Source organism: Streptomyces sp. NPDC057445, from assembly GCF_042802855.1.
GTDB lineage: Bacteria > Actinomycetota > Actinomycetes > Streptomycetales > Streptomycetaceae > Streptomyces.
Map to the genome: position 1 here is coordinate 225226 of NZ_JBHVDH010000005.1, position 19577 is coordinate 244802.

Consider the following 19577-nt stretch of genomic DNA (forward strand, 5'->3'; position numbering starts at 1 on the left):
GGTCAGTCCTTCAGCTCGAGGACGCCGGACAGCCCGGTGCCTCGCGCGGGCGTACCGCCCAGCTCGGCGTCGTCGGCTATGCGTCCGTCGAAGAAGCTGATGACACGGTCGGCGGCGCTGGCCAGCCGCGCGTCATGGGTGACCAGCAGGATGGCCTGACCGCGCTGGTGGAAGCGGGACAGCAGTCGCATCACCTCGCGGGTGCCCTTGCTGTCCAGACTGCCCGCGGGTTCGTCGGCCAGCAGCAGCCGCGGATGGTTGACGAGCGCCCGCGCAAGGGCGACCCGCTGCTGCTCACCGCCGGAGAGTTCGCCGGGCATGCTGCGTGCCTTGCCCTCCAGGCCCAGCTCGGCGAGCAGTTTCTCCCGCTCGGCGCGGGCCTGCTTCGGGCCCGTCCCGGCGAGCAGCGCGGGCAGTTCGACGTTGTCGGCGACCGTCAGGTTCGACACGAGGTTGAAGAACTGGAAGACGATGCCGATCCGGCGCCGGCGCTCCGTCGCCCAGCGGGCCTCGCTGTAGCGGTCCGTGCACTCGCCGTCGAGCCAGATGCTTCCGCTGTCCGGCCGCTGCAGCCCGCCGAGCAGATGCAGCAGGGTCGACTTGCCGGCGCCCGACGGTCCGCTGACGGCAACGAATTCGCCGTGCCGTACGGACAGATCGACCCCGCGAACGGCACGGGCGGGCGCCCCTTCGCCGTGGTGGGTCTTGACCAGGCCTTCCGCGCGCAGCAGAGGAACGGACCCGGGTCCGGTGGCGGCCTGGCCGGCGGCGTGGCTCATTCCAGCCCCTCCAGTTCCTCCTGGCAGCGCTCCAGCCAGTCGAGGTCGGCCTGCAGATGCAGCATGGCTCCCTCGATCAGCAGATGGGCGATGCGGTTGTCCCGGTTCTCCGTCACGGACAGCTTCGACAGGTTGCGCATGGTGTTGAGGTATTCGCGTCGCTGTTTGTTGATGAGGGCGATCTGGTCGGCGAGTCCGGTCCGCGGCGCGAGCGCGAGTTTCATGAAGAACTCGTCCCGTACCCGCGGCTCGTCCGCCGTCTCCTCGAACCAGGCGCGCAGCGCCTCCGTCCCGGCGTCGGTGAGGCGGTAGATCCTCTTGTTGGGCCTGCTCGACTGGGTGACGTCCTCGCCCTCGATCAGCCCCGACTTCTCCAGCCGGCCCAGCGTGACATAGATCTGGCCGACGTTCGGCTGAGGGTACGCGGCACCCAGCAGTTGCTCAAGGTCCTGCTTGAGTTCGTAGCCATGGGCCGGGCCCCGGGAGAGGAGTGCCAGGAGGGGCAGGCGCACTCAGCTCTCCTCCCTCCGCCATCCCCGGCAGCGTGCGTGCCGGGGGCAGTGCCGGCGGTTGTCGTAATGTGGCCCGGATCGCTCTCGTCATCCGATACCGGCCCTAGTATCGCCCATGCCTAACGGGTATACATGCCCGTACGCCGGACGACGATGCCCGGGGGCGGATGTACAGGGAGGAACCTATGCGGTGGATACGTGCCGCCGGTAGGGGTCTCCTGGTCGCAGCGGTCGTGCTGACGGGATACGTGTCGTCCGGCACGCATGCCGACGGTGCGCCGCCGGGCGGTGCGGGCGGCGGCGGGCGCGGCCCCATGACGCTGGCCACGGCGGGCGATCTCACCGGCTATCTCGGCCCCCTGCTCGAAGGCTGGAACCGCGCTCGTCCCGCCGAGAAGGTCACGCTGGTCGAGCTGCCGGACTCCGCCGACGAGACCCGCGCCCAGATGACCACAGAACTGCGGCCGGGCGGCGGCCGGTTCGACATCCTCAACATCGATGTCGCCTGGACCTCGGAGTTCGCCGCGGCGGGCTGGATATCCCCGCTGGAGTCGAGCCGGTTCCCGCTGGACAGTTTCCTGCCACCGGTCGTGGACACGGCGACATACGAAGGACAGCTGTACGCCGTCCCCTATGTCACGAATGCCGGGATGCTCTACTACCGCAAGGACATCCTCGACCGCGAGGGCGAACGGCCGCCGCGCACATGGCCCGAGCTGGAGCGCCAGGCGCGGACGATCGCCCCCCGCCACGGCATCGGTGGCTACGCGGGCCAGTTCCTTCCGTACGAAGGGCTCACCGTCAACGCCACGGAGGCGGTCTACTCGGCCGGCGGGACGATCCTCGGCGACGACGGGCGGGTGACCGTGGACTCGGCCGCGGCCCGCAGCGGTATCGGGTTCCTCGCCCGCGGGGTGCGCGACGGCTGGATCCCGAAGGAAGCCCTCACGTACAAGGAGGAGGAGTCCCGGCAGGCCTTCCAGGACGGCCGGCTGCTCTTCCTGCGCAACTGGCCGTACGCCTACGCCGGCGCGTCCGGCAAGGACTCCAAGGTCGCCGGGAAGTTCGGCGCGGTACCGCTCCCGGGTCCCGGAGGAGCGGGCACCAGCGTGCTGGGCGGATCCAATCTCGCGGTCAGCTCGAGCGCGAGACACCCGGAGTCGGCCAACGACCTGATCGCGTATCTCACCAGCGGCCCGGTGCAGCGGAGGGTGCTCACGGAGGGCGCCCTGCCACCCGTACGGGCCGAGGTGTACCAGGACCCGGAACTCGTACGGGACCACCCGTATCTGCCCACGCTGCGCCAGAGCGTGCTGGCCGCCGCGCCACGCCCCAAGAGCCCGCGCTACGAGCAGGTGAGCCTGGCGGTGCAGGCGGTCATGCATGACGCCATGGCGCAGCACCAGGAGCCCGGTGCCGCGGTGCGCAGGCTGGCCGGGGAGCTGGCGGCCATCTCCCGCCGCAGCTGAACCCACCCCACCTTCTACCTACACGTTAGGTATCAACGCGGGGGTTCAACCGCACCAATATGCAGGGAATACACGGGCAAATCACCCAACTCTCCTTCGTATTTCCGCATGACCGTTGACACATTCTCGACACCCCTACTTAACATGCATGCATAACCGCTGGCCTTCTCTTCGGCCGCGGACACCCCTTCGTGCAGAAACAGGTCAACGGGTGACGCTCACAGCTCCGGCCGGCGACGGCCTCACGCACCGCGGCGCGGACCGCCTCACGCAGCACCACTGGTGGCGCGACGCGGTCATCTATCAGGTGTACGTCCGCAGCTTCCTGGACAGCACTGGCGACGGCATCGGCGATCTCGCCGGAGTCCGTGCCGGACTGCCGTATCTGAAGAAGCTCGGCGTGGACGGAATCTGGCTGAGCCCGTTCTACCCCTCGCCGCAGCACGACCACGGGTACGACGTCGCCGACTACTGCGACGTGGACCCGGTCTTCGGCGACCTGACCGAGTTCGGCCTGCTCATCGCCGACGCGCAGCGCCTCGGCGTCAAGGTGCTGCTCGACATCGTTCCCAACCACTGCTCCAGCGAGCACGCCTGGTTCCGCGAGGCCCTCGCGTCGCCGCCGGGCAGCGAGGCACGCGCCCGCTTCCACTTCGCCGAAGGCCGCGGTCCCGGTGGGGACGTGCCGCCCAACAACTGGCACGCGATGTTCGGCGGCCCCGCCTGGAGCAGGGTCACAGAACCGGACGGCACCCCGGGGCAGTGGTATCTACACATGTTCACGCCCGAGCAGCCGGACCTGAACTGGCGCAACCCCGAGACGGCCGCGCACTTCGACCATGTGCTGCGTTTCTGGCTGGACCGCGGCGTCGACGGCTTCCGCATCGACGTGGCCGCCGGGCTCTTCAAGCACCCGGAGCTGCCCGACTCCTCCGACCCCGAGGCCGACGCCCGCACCCGGGACTCGGTGAACCCGCTCGCCTGGAACCAGCCCGAGGTGCACGACGTCTGGCGCCACTGGCGGTCGGTGTGCGAGGAGTACACGGCCCGGGACGGCCGGGAGCGGCTGCTCGTCGGCGAGGTGTCCGTGCCGACAGCGCGCGAACACGCCCGGTACGTACGCCCGGACGAACTGCACCAGGCCTTCTTCTTCGACCTGCTGGGGGCGCCCTGGGACGCCGGCACGTTCCGCACGGTGATCTCCGAGGCGATGCAGGACATCGCGGGTACCGGCTCCACCGTCACCTGGGTTCTCAACAACCACGACCAGGTCCGCACCGTCACCCGCTACGGAGAGTCGGGCACGGAGGGCAGCGGTCTCGGCGCCGCCCGGGCCAGGGCCGCCGCGCTGCTCATGCTGGCTCTGCCGGGCGCCGCCTACATCTACCAGGGCGAGGAGCTGGGCCTGCCCGAGGTCGTCGATCTGCCGGACGAGGTGCTCACCGACCCGATCTTCCGGCGCACCGGAAGCCGCGCGCGGATCCGCGACGGCTGCCGGGTGCCGCTGCCGTGGTCGGGCCACGCCTCCCCGTTCGGCTTCACCTCCGGTGCCGAGGGGGCCAAGCCGTGGCTGCCGCAGCCCGGCTGGTTCGCCGAGCACGCCACCGACCGCGCACTCGCCGACACCCGCTCGTTCTGGCACCTCTACCGCGACGGGCTGCAACTGCGCCGGGGCCTGCCGCAGCTGGGCGAGGGCACCCTGCGCTGGCTGGACTCCGTACCCGGGGTCCTCGCCTTCGTACGGGGCGACGGACTCGTGTGTGCCGTCAACTTCGGTACCGCTCCCGTGCCCGCCCCGGTCTCCGGTGCCCCGCTGCTGTCCAGCGGGCCCTGCCCCATCGGCGTACTGCCCGGATCCACCGCCGCGTGGTGGATCAGCGACCGCACCACCCCATGAGTCCCCACCGCCGTAACCCCGTCCGTTCCTCCGCTCACAAAGGAAGATCCACGATGACGCGACGCATCATGCTTGCCGGCTGCACGGCCCTGACCCTCGCCCTCGGCGCCACCGCCTGCGGCGGCGGCCCCGTCAGCACCGCGAAGGACGGTGACAAGTCCCTCGACGGCCAGACGATCACGGTCGCGGGTGTCTGGTCCGGTGCCGAGCAGAAGAACTTCCAGAAGGTGCTGGACGCCTTCACCGCCAAGACCGGGGCGAAGGCCCAGTTCGTCTCCACGGGCGACAACGTCTCCACCGTCGTGGGCAGCAAGATCGAGGGCGGCAACGCACCCGACGTGGTGATGGTCCCCCAGGTCGGTGTGCTGCAGCAGTTCGCCAAGAACGGCTGGCTCACCCCGCTCTCCACGACCGCCGAGAAGTCCGTCGACGTCAACTTCGCCAGCGTGTGGAAGCACTACGGCAGCGTCGAGAGCGAGCTCTACGGCGTGTACTTCAAGGCCGCCCACAAGTCGACCGTCTGGTACAGCCCGGACGCCCTCGACCAGGCCGGGGTCAAGGCGCCGAAGACGTTCGCTGAGATGCTCAAGGCGGGAAAGACCGTCTCGGATTCGGGACTGGCCGCCTTCGCGGTCGCCGGTGAGGACGGCTGGACCCTCACCGACTGGTTCGAGAACATCTACCTCTCCCAGGCCGGTCCCGAGATGTACGACCAGCTCGCCGCCCACACCGTCAAGTGGACCGACCCGAGCGTGGTCAAGGCCCTCACCACCCTCGGCAAGCTCTTCGCCGACAAGGAGCTGATCGCGGGCGGCCAGAAGGGGGCGCTGAGCACCGACTTCCCGGGCTCGGTCGAGAAGGTGTTCGGCCCGGAGCCCGAGGCCGGCCTGGTCTACGAAGGCGACTTCGTCGCCGGTGTGGCCAAGGACCAGTTCGGCAAGAAGATCGGCGAGGACGCTGCGTTCTTCCCCTTCCCGGCCGTCGACAGCGGCAAGGCTCCCGTCGTCAGTGGCGGTGACGCCGCCGTCGCCCTCGAGAGCGGCAAGAACAAGAAGGCCGCCATGGCCTTCCTGGAGTACCTGGCCACGCCGGAGGCCGCCGCCGTCTGGGCGAAGGCCGGCGGATTCATCTCCCCCAACAAGAAGCTGGATCTCGCCGAGTACGGCGACGACACCACCCGTGAGACCGCCAAGTCGCTGATCGACGCCGCGGACTCCGTCCGCTTCGACATGTCGGACCAGGCGCCCGCGGCCTTCGGCGGCACCAAGGGCCTGGGCGAGTGGAAGCTGCTGCAGGACTTCCTGCGCGATCCCTCGGACCCGAAGGGCACCGCCGCCAAGCTCGAGGCCGCGGCCGCCAAGGCGTACAAGGGCTGACGACATGACCTCTGTCACCACCCCCACACCCGGGGCCGCGAGTCCGCCCCTGACCGCCGGGGCAGCGGATCCCCGGCGCCGCGCCCGGCGGCGCCGGCGGATCGTCGCCGTGGCCTTCATCCTTCCCGCGCTGGTGCTGCTCGGCGCGCTCGTCGTCTACCCGGTGCTGTTCTCGGTCGGGCGGAGCTTCTTCGACGCGGGCGGCACCCGCTTCGTCGGCGGCGAGAACTACGCCGAGATGTTCAGCGACCCGGCGACCCTCAAGGCCGTCCGCAACAGCGCCATCTGGGTGGTCGTCGCCCCGACACTGCTCACCGGTCTGGGGCTGATGCTCGCCGTACTGGTCGAGAAGGTCCGCTGGGCCACGGCGTTCAAACTGCTGCTGTTCATGCCGATGGCGGTGTCCTTCCTCGCGGCGGGCATCATCTTCCGGCTCGCCTACGAGGAGGACCCCGACAAGGGGGTGCTCAACGCGGCGGTCGTCGGAGTGCACGACGCCGTCAAGGGCACGTCCTCCTACCCCTCCGCCCGTGCCCGCGACGGACAGGGTCTGACGAAGGGCGCGGACGGTTCCTACACGACCGCGGACAGGGTGTCCCCCGGCAGCCGGAGCGTCAGCCTCGGACTCGTCGGCGTACTTCCCAAGGACCTGCCCGCGGAAGCGAAGCCGGCCGCGGCGGCGGCCTCGCGGGGGGCCGGGGAGCGGGAACTGCTCGGGGTCGTCTATCTGGACTTCACCCCCGGCGGGGCTGGTGAGCAGGGGCGGGTCGACAAGGCCGAGAGCGGACTGCCGAGGATGACGGTCGAGGCGGTGCGCGACGGCGTGGCGATCGCCAGCGCCACCACCGCGGCCGACGGCTCCTTCCGCTTCCAGGACCTGGATCCGGGCACGTACACCGTGCGGCTGCCCGCGAAGAACTTCGCGCCGCCCTACGAAGGTGTCTCGTGGCTCGGTCCGGCACTGGTCACCCCGGCCATCATCGGCGCGTACCTGTGGATCTGGACCGGCTTCTCAATGGTGCTCATCGGCGCGGGGCTGTCCTCGCTGCCGCGCGACACGCTCGAGGCGGCCCGGATGGACGGGGCCAACGAGTGGCAGGTGTTCCGCAGGATCACCGTGCCGCTGCTCGCGCCCATCCTGACCGTGGTCTTCGTGACCCTGGTGATCAATGTGATGAAGGTCTTCGACCTCGTCTACATCATCGCGCCCGGACCGGTGCAGGAGGACGCCACCGTGCTGGCCACGCAGATGTGGCTGGTCTCCTTCGGCGGCGGCAACAACCAGGGTCTGGGCAGCGCGCTCGGTGTGCTGCTTCTGCTGCTGGTGATCCCGGCCATGGTCTTCAACGTCCGCCGTTTCCGCAGGAGCCAGTCATGAGCGCCACCGTCACCGACCCGGTCACCGCGAAGCAGCCGGCCACCTCCGGCCGGTCCCGACGCCGCCGGCGCTCCGGGAGCCGGCTCGGCAGGTGGCTCGGCAACACAGTGGTCCAGGCGTTCCTGGTCGTCATCGGGCTCGTCTGGATCACCCCGCTCGCCGGTCTCCTGCTGTCCTCGCTCCGCTCGGCGCAGGACAACGCGAGCAGCGGCTGGTGGACCACGCTCGCCGGTCCCGGGCAGTTGTCGTTCGACAACTACTCCGCACTGCTCGCCAACGCGGGGATGACTCGGGCGTTCTGGAACACCGTGCTGATCTCGGTGCCCGCGACCGCTCTCGTCATCGTCATCGCGGCGCTGGCCGGGTATGCCTTCGCCTGGCTGGAATTCCCCGGCAGGGACTGGCTGTTCCTGCTGGTGGTGGCCCTGCTTGTGGTGCCCGTCCAGGTCGGCCTGCTGCCGGTGGCGAAGCTGTTCGGCCAGCTCGGACTGTTCGGCACGATCCCGGGGGTGGTGCTCTTCCATGTCGCGTACGGACTGCCGTTCGCCATCTTCCTGCTGCGCAACTACTTCGCCGACATCCCACGCGAAATGCTGGAGGCAGCGCGGATGGACGGGGGCAGCGAGTGGCGGATCTTCACCCGGCTGGTCCTGCCGGTGGGACGTCCGGCGATCGCGAGCCTGGCGATCTTCCAGTTCCTGTGGGTCTGGAACGACATGCTCGTGGCGTTGCTCTTCGCGGACAGCTCCTCCCAGCCGCTCACCGTCGAACTGCAGTCCCAGGTGCGTCAGTTCGGCAGCAACATCGATGTCCTGGCGCCAGGTGCGTTCCTGTCCCTGATCGTGCCCGTGGTCGTCTTTTTCGCCTTCCAGCGGCACTTCGTCCAGGGGGTGATGGCGGGCTCGGTGAAGTAGCCGTCGCGAGGCGCGGCCGGCTGCGACAGCGGACCGCCCCGCCGGTGCTCCACGGGGGAAGCACCGGCGGGGCGGCTCTGTGTTCCGGCAACGCGTCTACTTCACCGCCCTCGCGGCGGCCACGGGCTCAGCGGTACAGCAGCGACTTCATGACGGCCGTCAGCTCCGCCTCGGGGTCGGACACCGCCGCGGCCGAACGCCACGCCATGAACCCGTCCGGGCGTACCACGACCGCACCGTCGGGTGATGCACCGTGCAGCTCGGCCCAGTCGAACCCCGTTTCCGGGATCAGATCGACGTCGGGACCTTCACCGACGACGAAGGTCTCGAGCGTGCACGAGAGCCGGTCGGCGACGGCCCGCGCCGCCGCGCGCCACGCCTGGCCGCCGGGTCCTGTCAGCAGCACGTAGGACCGCTCGTAGAGGTCCAGCGTGGAGATCCTGCGCTGGCTGCCGGGCCGGTGCAGCCACATGTGCGGGGCCCTGCTGCCGGGCTCGCCGAGGAAGCGCATCCCCTGGGGAACGACGGGCATGTCGTGGTCCGCGCCGAGGACGGCTCCACGCGGGTAGCGGTAGCCCATGGCCACGGCGAGCATCCCGCCCGGGGTTCCGCCGGGTCCACCGGCACCACCCGGTCCACCGGGACCGCCGCCGGGCCCACCGGGGCCCCCAGGTCCGCCAGGTCCGCCGGGTCCGCCCGGGCCTCCGGGTCCACCCATTCCCGGCCGTCCGGGACCGCCCGCGCCAGGCCCGCCGGGACGACCCGCACCGGGACCACCGGGGCCCCCCGCGCCGGGACCACCGGGACCGCCCGCACCGGGACCACCGGGACCGCCCGCACCGGGACCACCGGGACCGCCCGCGACCGAGGAGGGGTCGTACCCCGGGTGGCTGTGCTCCTCCGACCTGCTCGAGGCGCGCGCGCCCGTGGCCACGGCCACCGGCTGACGTTCCATCTCGTAGGTCTCCAGCAGCCCGGGGCCGGCAGAGCCGTCCAGGACCAGGGCGAGCTTCCAGGCCAGGTTGTGCGCGTCCTGGATACCGGTGTTCGAGCCGAACGCCCCGGTCGGCGACATCTCGTGACAGGAGTCGCCGGCCAGGAAGACCCTGCCCGAGCCGTACCGCTGCGAGACACGCTCCGCGGCGTGCCACGGGGCCTTTCCGGTGATCTCGACGTCGATGTCCGGGGCACCGGTCGCCTTGCGGATGTGGGCGATGCAGCGCTCTTCCGTGAAGTCCTCCAGCGTCTCACCGCTGTCGGGCTGCCAGGGCGCGTGGAAGACCCAGTTCTCCACGTTGTCCACCGGCAGCAGAGCGCCGTCCGCCTCCGGGTTGGTCAGGTAGCAGACGATGAAGCGCCGGTCGCCGACGACGTCCGCGAGGGCGCGCGAGCGGAAGGTGACGCTGACGTTGTGGAACAGGTCGCCGAGTCCCGTCTGTCCGATGCCGAGCTTCTCGCGCACGGGGCTGCGGGGGCCGTCGGCAGCGATCAGGTAGTCCGCCCGTACAGTGCTGAGCCGGCCGGTCTCCCGGTCCTCGATGACCGCGGTCACGCCCTGCGAGTCCTGCTCGAACGACTTGAGTTCGGTGGAGTACCGCAGGTCGCCACCGTTCTTGCGGGCGCACTGCAGCAGCACGGGCTCCAGGTCGTTCTGGCTGCACACGCACCAGCCGGACGGGCTGAACTTGGCCAGTCCGTCTCCCGGGTCGATCTCCTTGAGCAGCCACTCGCCCGCGTCGCCGGCGAGGGACGGCGTCTGGAGGATGCCGTGGTTGCCCGCAAGCGCTGACGCCGCCTCATGAATGAGCGGCTCGGCACCCGCCACCCGGAACAGCTCCATCGTGCGCACGTTGTTGCCGCGTCCGCGCGGATGCCTCGAAGTGCTCGCGTGCCGCTCGACGAGCATGTGCCCGACGCCGAGTCGGCCCAGGAACAGCGACGCGGACAGGCCCACCAGGGAGCCGCCCACGATCAGGACCGGTACGCGGTCGTCGAAGTTTTCTTCCATCAGTAGCTCCAGCTCCAGACGCCGGTTGGTGGGGGGAATGGAGTTTCTCTGCCCTTGCGGGAGCGCCTCGATCGCCCCTTCACCCGCTTGGTTCACACATCTCGCGCCACCCGTGGTATCGGCACACGATCGAAGCCGGACAGCCACATCGTGTGAGCGGTCGATGGCCGTCCCTCAGCGTCGGACCTCTTACTCCGAACCCCGGAGAGCCGGCTCCGTCCACAACTGTGGCGGCTTCACTGTCTCGAAGGAGATGCGTGGAACATGACAACTCTGTCGGAACGTATATCTCAGTCGGCCTTCGACGGCTCCAGGCTGCGGGTCGTACTGCTGGTGGATCTTCACGACGGCGCGCAGCAGGAGTTCCTCGCTGCGTACGAGCACATGCGCAACCAGGTGGCATCTGTTCCGGGCCATCTCAGTGACCAGCTGTGCCAGTCGATCGAGAACCCCTCGCAATGGCTGATCACCAGCGAGTGGGAGAGCGCCCCGCCGTTCATCGAGTGGGTGAACAGCGAGGAGCACATCGATGTGGTCCGGCCGCTGCACAGTTGCGTGCGGGACACCCGTTCCCTGCGCTTCAGCGTCCTCCGTGAAACGGGCAAGATCCACACCGAGGCGCGCGCCGCGGAACTCGGCGGTTCTTTGCAGCCCTCTGCGCGGATGGGTGACGGTGTGGTCCGCCACGCCCTCACCTTTACCGTCAAGCCGGGCAGCGAGGAGGTGGTCGCGGAGATCCTCGCGAACTACAAGTCGCCCGAGTCCCGTGTCGATGACAACACCCGGTTGCGCCGTACCACCCTGTTCATGCACCGGAACCGTGTCATCCGCGCCGTCGAGGTGCAGGGCGACCTGCTCGCCGCACTGCGCCACGTCGCCCGCCAGCCAGAGGTCCAGGCCCTTGAGGAGGCCATCAATCCCTATCTGGAGCAGTACCGCGACCTCAACGACCAGGAGTCGGCGCGGATGTTCTTCACCCGGTCCTCCCTTCCGGCGGTGCACCACCTGGCGGCCGTCGGCAGCGAGCACCCGGATGTGGAGCGGCACGCGCTGTACTACCCGGCCAAGCAGGGTTGCGGCATGGCTCTGGCCCGGCTGCTGGCCCGTCAGGACGAGGCGGCGGCCCACGAGAGCTCCGGGTCCATCGAGAGCAGCACCATCTTCCTGCGCGACGACATCGTGATCCGACTTGTCGACGTGCGCGGCGGGCTCGACGCGGACCCGCTGCGGGCAGGAGGAGCGCACGGGCCGCGCAAGGTGGCCATGCTGGCGCGTCTGCTCGACGACGACGCGTTCGGTGACGCTTCGTCGGCGACCGAGGAGGACATGCTGCTCTTCCTCAAGCGCGCCGAGATGCGCCTGATCACCGATCGCCGGGCCCCCGCAGGTCCCTGAACCGCCCGTCCGGCGCCGAGCGGTGCGGTGCGCCACAGCGTCACGGCACACCGCACCGCCGGCCCAACGTCACACGGCCACGTGGAGGAACCACTCATGACCACACCCCATCGCATCGTCGACCTCAGCGAGACCCAGCCCAACACCAGGCGCGGAGGCGATCTGCGCGCCATGCTCACGCCCACCACGGTGGGCGCCACGAGCGGATTCATGGGCCTCGCCATCGTGGAGCCCGGCGATCGCATCGGTGAGCACTACCACCCGTACTCCGAGGAGTTCGTGTACGTCGTCAGCGGCGCACTCGAAGTCGACCTCGACGACGAGACGTACGCGCTCCGGCCGGACCAGGGACTGCTGATCCCCGCGTACATGCGGCACCGGTTCCGCAACGTGGGCAGCACGGAGGCCCGGATGGTCTTCCATCTCGGCCCGCTCGCCCCGCGCCCGGAGCTCGGCCACGTCGACACCGAGGAGACACCGGCCAGGGAGGGCGCCGCGGAGCACCGGCCGCCCGAACGGACGAGGACGGCCTCATGACCCGGCGGGTAGCAGTCACCGGCGTCGGCATAGTGGCGCCGGGAGGCGTGGGCATACCGGCGTTCTGGGATCTCCTCTCCAACGGCCGCACGGCGACGCGGGGCATCACGCTTTTCGACCCGACGGGATTCCGCTCGCGCATCGCCGCCGAGTGCGACTTCGATCCGGCAGCCCACGGTCTCGCGCCGGAGGAGATCCAGCGCGCGGACCGGTACGTCCAGTTCGCGATGGTCGCGGCCCGGGAGGCCCTGCGCGACGCCGGGCTCGACCCGGAGAGCGAGGACCCCTGGCGCGTCGGGGTGTCCCTGGGCACGGCGGTGGGCGGCACCACCCGGCTGGAGCACGACTACGTCAAGGTCAGCAGCTCTGGCCGGCGCTGGGACGTGGACCACAGCGAAGCGGAGCCGCATCTGCACCGCGCGTTCTCGCCGAGCGCCCTGGCCTCCGAAGTGGCCGAGCGGACAGGCGCCCGCGGCCCGGTGCAGACCGTCTCCACGGGTTGCACCTCAGGTCTGGACGCCATCGGATACGCCTTCCACGCGATAGAGGAGGGCAGGGTCGATGTCTGCATCGCGGGCGCGTCGGACTCACCGATATCCCCCATCACGGTGGCCTGCTTCGACGCGATCAAGGCGACCTCCGCGAACAACGACGACCCCGCCCACGCCTCCCGCCCGTTCGACGCGAACAGGGACGGCTTCGTGATGGGCGAGGGCGGTGCGGTACTCGTCCTGGAGGAGCTGGAGCACGCACGGGCCCGCGGTGCCACGGTGTACTGCGAGATCAGCGGCTACGCCACCTTCGGCAACGCGTACCACATGACCGGCCTCACCCGGGAGGGCCTGGAGATGGCCCGCGCGATCGACAGCGCGCTCGACCACGCCCGTATCGACGGGTCGGACATCGACTACGTCAACGCGCACGGCTCGGGCACCCAGCAGAACGACCGTCACGAGACGGCGGCCGTCAAGGAGTCGCTCGGAGCACACGCCTACAAGGTGCCGATGAGTTCCATCAAATCCATGGTGGGTCACTCGCTCGGCGCCATCGGGGCGATAGAGATCGTCGCCTGTGTGCTGGCGCTCGCCAACCAGGTGGTGCCGCCGACGGCGAACTACGAAACCCCCGATCCCGAGTGCGATCTCGACTATGTGCCACGCACCGCGCGCGGCCTCAAGCTGCGCAACGTGCTCTCGGTCGGCAGTGGATTCGGTGGATTCCAGTCCGCCGTGGTCCTGACCCGGCCAGGAGGGAGGACACGATGAGTCCTCGGCAGGACCGGCGTCCGGTCATCACCGGAATGGGTGTCGTCGCCCCCAACGGGCTCGGCACCGATGCCTTCTGGAAGTCCACCCGGGAGGGACTCAGCGTACTCGACCACATCACACGGGAAGGCTGCGAGCATCTGCCGGTCCGTGTCGCCGGCGAGGTGCGCGGCTTCGCTCCCGAGTCGCTGGTCGAGGAGCGCTACCTCGTCCAGACCGACCGGTTCACGCATTTCGCGATGGCAGCGGCCGACATGGCGCTGGCCGATGCGCGGATCGCTCCGGGCGACTACAGCGACTCGCCGTTCGGCGTGGGAGTCGTCACGGCCGCCGGTTCCGGCGGCGGCGAGTTCGGCCAGCGTGAGCTGCAGCGCCTGTGGGGACAGGGTTCGCGCTATGTGGGCCCGTACCAGTCCATCGCCTGGTTCTACGCGGCGAGCACCGGCCAGATCTCCATCCGCGGCGGGTTCAAGGGCCCGTGCGGTGTGGTGGCCAGTGACGAGGCGGGCGGTCTGGACGCCATCGCGCACGCCGCCCGGGCCATCGGCCGGGGCACCGACGCCGTGGTCATCGGCGCGGCCGAGGCGCCGCTCGCGCCCTACTCGCTCGTCTGCCAGCTCGGCTACCGGGAACTCAGCATGAGCGACGACCCGGAGCGGGCCTACCGGCCGTTCACCCCGAGCGCCTGCGGCTTCGTGCCCGCGGAAGGCGGCGCGATGCTCGTCGTCGAGGCGGAGGCGGCGGCCCGCGGGCGCGGTGCGGCGGTGCGGGCGGTCGTGGCCGGCCACGCGGCGACGTTCACCGGCGCCTCCCGGTGGCAGCAGTCCCGGGAGGGTCTCGCCCATGCGATCCGCGGCGCCCTCACCGACGCCGAATGTGCCCCCGAGGAGATCGATGTCGTGTTCGCGGACGCGCTCGGCATCCCGGAGGCCGACCGGGCCGAGGCGCTGGCCATCGCCGACGCCCTGGGCCCGCACTGCACGCGCGTGCCGGTCACGGCCCCCAAGGCCGGTACGGGCAGGGCGTACTGCGGAGCACCGGTCCTGGACACGGCCGCCGCGGTGCTCGCGCTGCAGGACGGTCTCGTCCCGCCCACACCCAACGTCTCCGACGTGTGCCACGACCTGGAAGTGGTGACCGGCAGGGCCCGCCCCGCCGACCTGCGCACGGCCCTGGTACTGAGCCGAGGACTGATGGGCTCGAACGCGGCGCTCGTGCTGCGGCACGGCACCGACAACCCCTCGTGAGAAGGAGGACTCCCTCATGACCACGCAAATCACCAAACTCACCATCGAAGAACTGGCTGCCCTGATGAAGAAGGGCGCCGGCGTCACGGTCGATCCGGCGGAGATGGGCGGCAGGCCCGAAGCGCGGTTCGACGAGTACGGCCTCGACTCGCTCGGCCTGCTGGGCATCGTGGGCGAGCTCGAGAACCGCTACGGCCGTCCGCTGCCGCCCGACGCGGACCGCTGCAAGACGCCCCGTGAGTTCCTCGACCTCGTCAACAACTCCCTCATGGCAGGAGCCTGAAGTGTCAGGTCACACCGAGAACCAGATCATCATCGACGCCCCTCTCGACCTCGTCTGGGACATGACGAACGACATCGAGAACTGGCCCCAGTTGTTCAGCGAGTACGCGTCCGTCGAGATCCTCGAGCGCGTGAACGACGCGACGACGTTCCGCCTGACCATGCACCCCGACGAGAACGACAAGGTCTGGAGCTGGGTGTCGGAGCGTGTGACCGACCGCAAGGCGCTGACCGTCCGGGCCCGCCGCGTGGAGACCGGCCCGTTCCAGCACATGGACATCCGCTGGACGTACAAGCAGACCCCGAAGGGCGTCCGGATGCACTGGACGCAGGACTTCGCGATGAAGCCGGACGCTCCGGTCGACGACGACTGGATGACCGACAACATCAACCGGAACTCCAAGGTCCAGATGGAGCTCATCAAGGACAAGATCGAGCAGCGTGCCCGCAGCCGCCAGGCGGTTTCGGTCAACACCGACTGACCCTCCTCAACCGAAGGGACTCTCCCTGATGCACCAGGCTCTGATCGTCGCCCGTATGGCACCGGACTCGGCCTCCGACATCGCCAAGGTGTTCGAGGCCTCCGACCGGGGCGAGCTGCCGGACCTCGTCGGGGTCACCCGGCGCAGCCTCTTCCAGTTCGGCGATGTGTACCTGCATCTCATCGAGGCCGACCGCCCGCCCGGGCCGGCGGTCGCCAAGCTGGTGGACCACCCGGAGTTCCGGGACATCAGCGACAGGCTGTCCGCGTACGTGAGCGCGTACGACCCGAAGACATGGCGGAGCCCGAAGGACGCGATGGCCCACGAGTTCTACCGGTGGGAGCGCGGCGCGTGATGCGCGCGGCGTGACGCGTACGACGAGTCGCCGGCCCCGCGCGAGAACGCGGAGCCGGCGAGGGGGAGATCGGGGGATGGGGTAAGGGGGCCGGGCCGTCAGGCGGGGGTGATGCTCTCGACGGCGTGCAGATACGGGTTGACGGGACGGACGTCGCCGACGATGAGACCGGCGTCCGCCATCCGGCTGACCATGCTGTCCTTGGTGTGCTTCGCGCCACCGACGTTGAGGAGCAGCATCAGATCCATCGAAGTGGTGAACTTCATCGACGGGGTGTCGTCGACGAGGTTCTCGATGACCACCACCCTGGCTCCCGGGCGGGCCGCCTCGATGACGTTCCGCAGGGTCCGGCGGGTGCTCTCGTCGTCCCACTCCAGGATGTTCTTGATGATGTAGACGTCGGCATCCACGGGGATGGCCTCCCGGCAGTCGCCGGGAAGGATACGGGCGCGCTCGGCGAGCGAGCCCCCGTCGCGCAGCCGGGGGTCGGCGTTGGAGACCACACGGGGAAGATCGAGCAGCGTTCCCCGCATATGGGGGTACTTCTCCAGCAGGCTCGCCAGCACGTGCCCCTGGCCTCCGCCGATGTCCGCGACCGTGGTCACCCCTGTGAGGTCGAGGAGCTCGGCGACGTCACGGGCCGACTGCATGCTGGACGTGGTCATCGCCTGGTTGAAGACATGGGCCGACTCCCGCGCGTCCTCGTGCAGATAGTCGAAGAACCCCTTTCCGTACAGCTGGTCGAAGACGGTGCCGCCGGAACGGACCGCCTCGTCCAGGAGCGGCCAGGCGTCCCATGTCCAGGGCTCGGTGCACCAGAGGGAGATGTACCGGAGGCTGTGCGGGTCGTCCTCGCGCAGCAGCCGGGACATCTCGGTGTGCGCGAACCGGCCGTCCTCCTGCTCCACGAAGATTCCGTAGCAGGTCAGGGCGCGCAGCATCCGCCGCAGCGCCCGTGGATCGGCCTTCACGGAGGCCGCGAGTTCCTCCGCGCCGGCGGGGGTGTCCCCGAGCGCGTCGGCGACACCGAGCCGCGCGGCCGCCCGTACGGCAGCGGCACATGCCGCCCCGAAGACGAGCTCCCGCAGCCGCATGGAGGGCGGAGTCGTGTCCTCCTGCGGCGTGGTGGTGCTTACGGTCGTCATACCGCCTCGTTTCTCATGGTGTGGGGACGGGCGTGAACGCCCGCATCAGCACAGGCCCGCGGGTTCGGAGGCCGAGCAGAAGTTGCCCGCGAACGTGTTGCCCTCGCCGGTGTCCCGGTCGGCGAGGTCGGGGGTGGCGTTGCCGACCAGCACGTTGTTGGAGACGACGTTGCGACTGTTGGGAGCACCCACGATGCTCTTGAACAGCACGATCCCGCCGGAGAACGGCGACGAGCCGCTGTGGCCGAGGACCACGTTGGACTCCACGACCGTCTCCTCCGCGCCGGTGAGGACGATCCCGGCGCCCTCGATCCTGGGCAGCCGGGCGGTCTTCGGACAGGACTTGTTGTTCCGGTACACGTTGTTTCCGCGTACGGCCAGGTCCCCGGTCCGCGGGACGCCCTCGTCACCGACGATGAACACACCGGCGCAGTTGCCGGTGACGGCGTTGCCCTCGACGGCAAGGTTCCGCAGCCGCCGGATCGTCACCCCGATCCGGTTGCCCACGAGGTAGTTCCCGGCGACGACCGCGCCATGGGTGTCCAGGGCTCCGGCCTCGGTGTCGGTCGTGTTGGACAGGAAGATGCCCGACTCGGCGTTCTCGCGGGCGACGTTGCCCCGGAACACTCCCCGGACGGAGCGCTCCTGGGCGATGCCCCAGTTGCCGTTCTTCTGGACGGTCACCTTCCGCACGCTGAGCCGGTCGGTGCGCGATGCCCAGATGCCGTTCTTCTTGAACCCCTGCACCTTGAGGGAACGGATCTGCACGCCCGCGACGGGCTTCGCGTCCTTGCCGAGGACGCAGATGCCGTTGCCGCCCTTGGAGCAGGCGTCGCTGCCGGCCTTCGCGCGGGGCGCGATGACGGTACGCTCCCCTGCCCCGCGCAGTGTCAGGTCCGACTTGGTGACCGTCACACTCTCGTAGTAGGTCCCCGGGGCGATGTCGATGACATCCCCGGGCTTCGCGGCGTTCACCGCCGTCTGGATCGATTCCCCCGGATGGACGTCATGCGTGACCGCGGCACGGGCGGGCGCTGCCGCGCCCAGTCCCGAGGTCACCATGAGAGCGACGCATCCGAGGTACTTGATCTGTCGTTTCGTCATAAGGCGAAATTATTGACCTTTATGACGAATCGCCACATAAGATGCTCAAACGGGCGCGTGTCGTCGTCCGGTGCCCGGGCGCCCGGCCCGGGAACGCCGGTCCTGTACATCGTCGGGGCCTGGTCCGTACCCCGGCCACGGCCCCGGGACTCATGCCCTCCTGGCGCCCCTCACCAGTCCCCGTCCGTCACCGGGGTCCCCGGCTGCGGCGCATCGCCGAGCGGCTTGATCTGGTGCGCGCCGGGCGGCGCCCACGGGGTGTGGTCGTCGCCGAGCCAGTCGCCCACCGGCTTGACCCGGCTCAGGGAATCCGTCGGCTCCAGGCCGGCGCCGGCGCCGTCGTCGTAGTAGTAGTCGAACCATGGCAGCCCGGCCCGCGTGTAGGCCGCGCGGTCGACGGGTGACGGCGGCGCCTCCTCACCGGTGATGCGGCGCCATTCGGGCGGCGTCACCAGATGGACGAAGACACGTCCTGCCGGTTCCCGTGACCAGTCCGCCATCGGCCGGTCGTCCCGGTAGACCTCCTGCCGCATCGAGCCGCCCGCGCCGAGCCCCATGGCGGCCGGGGCCGGCGGCGGACCGGCGGGCACGGCGGACGGCGCCGGTGCGGCCTGGGCCGGGGGAAACGCAGCTCCGTAGCCGCCGCCCCACGCGCCCGTGGGGGCCGGCCCGCCGGGCGGCGGCGGCGCGGTCAGGCGGGCCCGTGTGCGCTGCTCCTCCCGCCAGGCCCGCCGCGCCTGTCCGGACAGCGGGTAGGCCTGGAGCTGAATTCCGCCCCAGGTCTCCTCACCGGTGACCTGCCCCTCGACCGTGGCGCCCATCCCCAGTGGTACCGCGACGAACTGACGCACCGTCCCCCGTCCCGAGTTGATGCCGTCGAGCCACGGCTGCCTCGGCAGCACCACATAGTTCTGCGGATCGCGGCTCAGCCTGCCGCTCCACGGCTCGCCGGAAACGGCGCACACCTTGCCGACGCCGATCTGCAGAGCCGCGGGCTCCTCGCTGCCCGCGAAGCTCAGCCACATCGCCTCCCGCAGGTACACGGGCAGCAGCACGCCGCCCCGTGCCCGCCACTCCTGTGGCACGGTGCCGGGGAAGTCCTCCACACGCCGCAGCGGGAACTCACCGAGCCCCGGAGGCAGCGGATACGTCCCGGACTCCGGCAGGCGCAGCGTCCGGATGAAACGGACGCGTACACCACCGCCCAGCAGCAGGCTGTTGCCGTCGATCCGCACAGGGCCGGTGACCATGGCGAACTCCCCCCTCTTCTCGGCATCCTCTCGCTGCTATCACGGCCTGTCGCCCGTCGCGGTTCCCGGCGACCGGGCTCCCCGTGTTCACCCATTCGGTGCCCCTGTCGGCCCGGGAGGGAGGTAGGTAGCGGTCACCGAGCGTGCACGGCAGGGGATGGGGCGTGCACGGGCGGTGTCTC

General features: G+C 70.0%; 18 protein-coding genes. 12 read left to right on the forward strand and 6 right to left on the reverse strand.

Going from position 1 to position 19577, the window contains the following annotated elements; all coding sequences use genetic code 11:
* Nucleotides 1-2: 2 nt before the first annotated feature.
* The gene (locus ACFU5O_RS14500; protein WP_384240036.1) at nt 3-779 is read right to left on the reverse strand and encodes an ABC transporter ATP-binding protein; all 777 of its coding nucleotides are present in this window, start codon (nt 777-779) and stop codon (nt 3-5) included.
* The gene (locus ACFU5O_RS14505; RefSeq protein WP_384240038.1) at nt 776-1291 is read right to left on the reverse strand and encodes a PadR family transcriptional regulator; all 516 of its coding nucleotides are present in this window, start codon (nt 1289-1291) and stop codon (nt 776-778) included. Before ACFU5O_RS14505 ends, ACFU5O_RS14500 begins: the two co-directional genes overlap by 4 nt.
* Before the next feature lie 185 nt (nt 1292-1476).
* On the opposite strand from ACFU5O_RS14505, the gene ACFU5O_RS14510 reads away from it, so the two are divergent.
* The 5 genes from ACFU5O_RS14510 (at nt 1477) to ACFU5O_RS14530 (ending at nt 8325) form a co-directional block, all read left to right on the forward strand.
* A complete protein-coding gene (locus ACFU5O_RS14510; protein WP_384240040.1) occupies nt 1477-2760 on the forward strand; it encodes an ABC transporter substrate-binding protein in 1284 nt (427 codons plus the stop codon).
* A gap of 148 nt (nt 2761-2908) precedes the next feature.
* On the forward strand, nt 2909-4657 hold the full coding sequence (locus ACFU5O_RS14515) for a glycoside hydrolase family 13 protein (RefSeq protein ID WP_384240042.1): 1749 nt from the start codon (nt 2909-2911) through the stop codon (nt 4655-4657).
* 53 nt (nt 4658-4710) lie between these two features.
* On the forward strand, nt 4711-6033 hold the full coding sequence (locus tag ACFU5O_RS14520) for an ABC transporter substrate-binding protein (RefSeq protein WP_384240044.1): 1323 nt from the start codon (nt 4711-4713) through the stop codon (nt 6031-6033).
* A 4-nt stretch (nt 6034-6037) separates the two neighbouring features.
* Complete coding sequence (locus ACFU5O_RS14525; RefSeq protein WP_384240046.1) at nt 6038-7411, forward strand: ABC transporter permease subunit; 1374 nt, start codon at nt 6038-6040, stop codon at nt 7409-7411.
* Nucleotides 7408-8325, forward strand: coding sequence for a carbohydrate ABC transporter permease (locus ACFU5O_RS14530; protein ID WP_384240047.1), 918 nt, complete (start codon nt 7408-7410; stop codon nt 8323-8325). The genes ACFU5O_RS14525 and ACFU5O_RS14530 overlap by 4 nt, the downstream gene beginning before the upstream one ends.
* A 127-nt stretch (nt 8326-8452) precedes the next feature.
* On the opposite strand, the gene ACFU5O_RS14535 is transcribed toward ACFU5O_RS14530, so the two are convergent.
* Entirely contained in the window at nt 8453-10333 is a 1881-nt protein-coding gene (locus ACFU5O_RS14535; protein ID WP_384240049.1) for an FAD-dependent oxidoreductase, read from the reverse strand.
* 264 nt (nt 10334-10597) lie between these two features.
* Here ACFU5O_RS14535 and ACFU5O_RS14540 point away from each other — a divergent pair, with 264 nt between their 5' ends.
* The 7 genes from ACFU5O_RS14540 to ACFU5O_RS14570 all read left to right on the forward strand — a co-directional run bounded on the left by ACFU5O_RS14540 (nt 10598) and on the right by ACFU5O_RS14570 (nt 15896).
* The gene (locus ACFU5O_RS14540) at nt 10598-11728 is read left to right on the forward strand and encodes a SchA/CurD-like domain-containing protein (RefSeq protein WP_384240051.1); all 1131 of its coding nucleotides are present in this window, start codon (nt 10598-10600) and stop codon (nt 11726-11728) included.
* 96 nt (nt 11729-11824) lie between these two features.
* A complete protein-coding gene (locus ACFU5O_RS14545) occupies nt 11825-12265 on the forward strand; it encodes a cupin domain-containing protein (RefSeq protein WP_384240053.1) in 441 nt (146 codons plus the stop codon).
* Nucleotides 12262-13530, forward strand: a complete 1269-nt coding sequence (locus tag ACFU5O_RS14550; protein ID WP_384240054.1) for a beta-ketoacyl-[acyl-carrier-protein] synthase family protein — start codon at nt 12262-12264, stop codon at nt 13528-13530. Before ACFU5O_RS14545 ends, ACFU5O_RS14550 begins: the two co-directional genes overlap by 4 nt.
* Nucleotides 13527-14777 carry a beta-ketoacyl synthase N-terminal-like domain-containing protein gene (locus tag ACFU5O_RS14555; protein ID WP_384240056.1) on the forward strand — a complete coding sequence of 417 codons (1251 nt, stop codon included), beginning with the start codon at nt 13527-13529 and terminating at the stop codon, nt 14775-14777. Before ACFU5O_RS14550 ends, ACFU5O_RS14555 begins: the two co-directional genes overlap by 4 nt.
* A gap of 16 nt (nt 14778-14793) precedes the next feature.
* Nucleotides 14794-15060 (forward strand): acyl carrier protein, encoded by a 267-nt coding sequence (locus ACFU5O_RS14560; RefSeq protein WP_384240058.1) that lies wholly within the window; start codon nt 14794-14796, stop codon nt 15058-15060.
* A gap of 1 nt (nt 15061) precedes the next feature.
* On the forward strand, nt 15062-15541 hold the full coding sequence (locus ACFU5O_RS14565; RefSeq protein ID WP_384240060.1) for an SRPBCC family protein: 480 nt from the start codon (nt 15062-15064) through the stop codon (nt 15539-15541).
* Between the two features lie 28 nt (nt 15542-15569).
* Nucleotides 15570-15896, forward strand: a complete 327-nt coding sequence (locus ACFU5O_RS14570) for a TcmI family type II polyketide cyclase (protein ID WP_384240061.1) — start codon at nt 15570-15572, stop codon at nt 15894-15896.
* A gap of 98 nt (nt 15897-15994) precedes the next feature.
* On the opposite strand, the gene ACFU5O_RS14575 is transcribed toward ACFU5O_RS14570, so the two are convergent.
* The 3 genes from ACFU5O_RS14575 to ACFU5O_RS14585 form a co-directional block, all read right to left on the reverse strand.
* Nucleotides 15995-17041 carry a methyltransferase gene (locus tag ACFU5O_RS14575; protein WP_384240063.1) on the reverse strand — a complete coding sequence of 349 codons (1047 nt, stop codon included), beginning with the start codon at nt 17039-17041 and terminating at the stop codon, nt 15995-15997.
* A gap of 45 nt (nt 17042-17086) precedes the next feature.
* Nucleotides 17087-18145 carry a nitrous oxide reductase family maturation protein NosD gene (locus tag ACFU5O_RS14580; RefSeq protein ID WP_384240065.1) on the reverse strand — a complete coding sequence of 353 codons (1059 nt, stop codon included), beginning with the start codon at nt 18143-18145 and terminating at the stop codon, nt 17087-17089.
* A 170-nt stretch (nt 18146-18315) separates the two neighbouring features.
* A complete protein-coding gene (locus ACFU5O_RS14585) occupies nt 18316-19395 on the reverse strand; it encodes a hypothetical protein (protein ID WP_384240067.1) in 1080 nt (359 codons plus the stop codon).
* Nucleotides 19396-19577: the final 182 nt, after the last annotated feature.